This window comes from Protofrankia sp. Cr2 (assembly GCF_963555885.1).
In the GTDB taxonomy this organism is placed as follows: Bacteria; Actinomycetota; Actinomycetes; order Frankiales; family Frankiaceae; genus Protofrankia.
In genome coordinates, this window is sequence record NZ_CAUVXG010000079.1 from 14959 (window position 1) to 17717 (window position 2759).

General features: G+C 69.2%; 3 protein-coding genes. 2 read left to right on the forward strand and 1 reads right to left on the reverse strand.

Translation table 11 applies throughout. The annotated features are described in order from the left end of the window. Together U9978_RS22375 and murC are read left to right on the forward strand one after the other, a co-directional pair. On the forward strand, window positions 1–576 hold a 576-nt coding region (locus U9978_RS22375; RefSeq protein ID WP_322763118.1), incomplete at its 5' end, for a UDP-N-acetylglucosamine--N-acetylmuramyl-(pentapeptide) pyrophosphoryl-undecaprenol N-acetylglucosamine transferase. Between the two features lie 29 nt (window positions 577–605). Next, window positions 606–2042 carry a UDP-N-acetylmuramate--L-alanine ligase gene (gene murC / locus U9978_RS22380; protein WP_322763119.1) on the forward strand — a complete coding sequence of 479 codons (1437 nt, stop codon included), beginning with the start codon at window positions 606–608 and terminating at the stop codon, window positions 2040–2042. 51 nt (window positions 2043–2093) lie between these two features. On the opposite strand, the gene U9978_RS22385 is transcribed toward murC, so the two are convergent. After that, window positions 2094–2666, reverse strand: a complete 573-nt coding sequence (locus tag U9978_RS22385; protein ID WP_322763120.1) for a Uma2 family endonuclease — start codon at window positions 2664–2666, stop codon at window positions 2094–2096. Window positions 2667–2759: the final 93 nt, after the last annotated feature.

Sequence of the window (2759 nt, forward strand, 5' to 3'; positions counted from 1 at the left end):
CACCCGGGCCATCCGACGTTGCTGGTCTTCGGTGGTTCGCAGGGAGCCCGGCGTATCAACGACGTGATCAGTGCGGTGGCCAGGGAGATCACTGCGAGCGGGGTCCAGGTCCTGCACGCGACCGGGCCCAAGAACGTCGACACGGTGCTTGCTGCGCTGCCACCGGACCTGCCCGTGCCCTATGTCGTGCGGCCCTATCTCGATCACATGGCGTCCGCGTATGCGGCGGCGGACATGGTGCTGTGTCGTGCCGGCGCGATGACCTGCGCGGAGCTGGCTGCGGTCGGCCTGCCCGCCGCCTACGTGCCGCTCCCGCACGGAAACGGTGAGCAGCGGCGCAACGCCCTGGCGACGGTGGAGGCAGGTGGCGGCCTGCTGATCGACGATGCCGCGCTCTCCCCCGAATGGGTGCGTGCGGAGCTGTTGGGCTTGCTCACCTCGTCGGAACGGCTGGCGAAGATGTCGGCGGCATGCGCCGGCTGCGGGCATCCCGACGCCGTGGACGCGATCGTGTCGATGATTCGTGAGGCTGCGGCTACACGCAGGCGGCAACCGGCACGCCACGCGGCTCGCTGAACCCGGTCCGAGGCGATGGATGGGGCAAGATGTCACCTGTGACAGCTCGGGCGCTACCGGACAACTTCGACCGTGTTCACCTCGTGGGGATCGGCGGCGCCGGTATGAGCGGCCTCGCCCGGCTGTTGCTGCGACGCGGCGCGGATGTGTCCGGAAGCGATGCCCGGGACACCCGCCGATTGGCCGCGCTTCGGGCGCTCGGGGCTCACGTGGTGATTGGTCATGATCCGAACCATCTCGGTGGCGCCCGTACTTTGATCTTCTCTCAGGCCATTCCAGCGGGAAATCCGGAGGTCGAGGAGGCGAGAAGACGTGGCCTGCGTGTTGTCTCCCGGGCCGCCGCGCTTGCCGCGCTGATGCAGGGATTTCGTGGGCTCGCGGTTGCCGGTACCCATGGGAAGACGACGACCACGCTGATGGCCACCGTCGCGATGCAGGCGTGCGGCGCCGACCCGTCGTTTGTCACCGGCAGTGACATCAATGAGGCTGGCTCCAACGCGCACGCCGGCTCGGGCGAGATCTTCATCGCTGAGGCCGATGAGAGCGACGGCGGATTTCTGCTGCTAGAGCCATTCGGCGCGCTCGTCACCAATGTGGAAGCCGATCATCTTGACTACTACCGTCAGCGCGAGAACGTCGAGACCGCGTTCGCGCGGTTCCTCGACGGTGTCGATCCGGACGGCTTTGTGGTGGCCTGCCTGGACGACCCCGGCGCGGCCAGACTCGTCACCGCGCTGCGGGACTCCGAAGGCGGCTCGAACACACCGCGGGTCACCACCTATGGCGAGTCGGTGGACGCCCACGTCCGGGTGGAGCTCGCGATGGTCTCGCCGACCGGCTCCACATGCGAAGTGGTCGTCCGCGGCAGGCGACTGGGCGAGCTGACCCTGCGGGTACCCGGGCGGCACAATCTGCTCAACGCGGCCGGTGCGCTGGCCGCCGGGCTGGAGCTCGGCCTGCCTGCGGCCGGCCTGTTGGAGGGGCTGGCGGGGTTCGCCGGCGTCCGCCGCCGGTTCGAGGCCAAGGGCAGCGTCGAGGGCATCCGGGTGGTCGACGACTACGCCAACCATCCGACAAAGATCATGGCAGTGTTGCGGACCGCCCGTGACGTCGCCGAGGGCGGCCGGGTCGTGGTCGCTTTCCAGCCGCACCTCTACAGCCGGACGGTTGCCTTCGCCGCCGAGTTCGGCACCGCGCTGGGCCTCGCGGATGCCGTGGTGGTCATGGATGTCTTCGGCGCGGGGGAACAGGAGCTCCCGGGGGTCAGCGGTGCGACGATTGCCTCCTGCGTGCCGCTGCCCGCTGACCAGGTCGTCTACGAGCCGTCCTGGTCAGCCGCGGCGGGCCGGGTCGCGGCGTTCGCGCGTCCGGGCGACCTGGTGCTCACCATCGGAGCAGGCGACGTGACTCTGCTCGGCGGGGAGCTCCTGCGCGTCTTCGCCGAACGGGCAACCCTGTCCAGCTGAGGCTGATCCACACCGGAGAGTTGTGGCCGTGGGCGCCATCTGGGCGGCTGGTCAGGACAGGTGCGGCGGTGCGGTGGCGAGAAGCTCGTCGAGCAGCGTGGCCCGGTGGCTGATGTAGGCCGGTTCGCCCCGCTCGTCGCTACCCAGCGCGTACATGTGGGCTGTCGCCGGACCGCCGTCCCGTTCGATCCGCCAGAACCGGGCGATACCGGCGCGGGCGTACTCGCCCGGTTTGATCGTGCGGTCCAGGTTCTCCGAGCCCGGGGAGACGACCTCCACCACGAGCAGGGTGTCGGCCGGGTCGATCCACACGGTGCCCCGCGGGGCCGGGCGGCGCAGGACGAGCACGTCGGGACTACGGCCACTGGATGATTCGGTGATCCGGAGACCGGGCGTGGCCAGCACCCGGTCGGGGCTATAACCGTTGGTGACCAGCCATACCACGAGCTGTGTGATCAACGTGGCGTGTTCGGTGTCGGCTGGCGGCATGACCAGCAGGTTCCCCTCGGCGAGTTCGTATCGATGGAGCTCGTCGGCCGCGGCCAGCTGGGTCACGTCGTCCAAAGTGAGTGCTCGTCCGGGCAGCTGTACCAACAACGGGGGCGTCGGGTGGACGACCGTCATGCCGATCTCCCCTCGGCTGCCCGAGCAATATCTGATCTTCAGTGTAACGGTGGTCGTGTGCAGCGGCGGTGCGCGGTGCGCGGGGCATGGGGC

Bases quoted from the DNA above. Each gene is read 5' to 3' on its own strand.
- murC (WP_322763119.1), top strand. From the start codon at position 606: ATGTCACCTGTGACAGCTCGGGCGCTACCGGACAACTTCGACCGTGTT.
- U9978_RS22385 (WP_322763120.1), bottom strand. From the start codon at position 2,666: ATGACGGTCGTCCACCCGACGCCCCCGTTGTTGGTACAGCTGCCCGGA.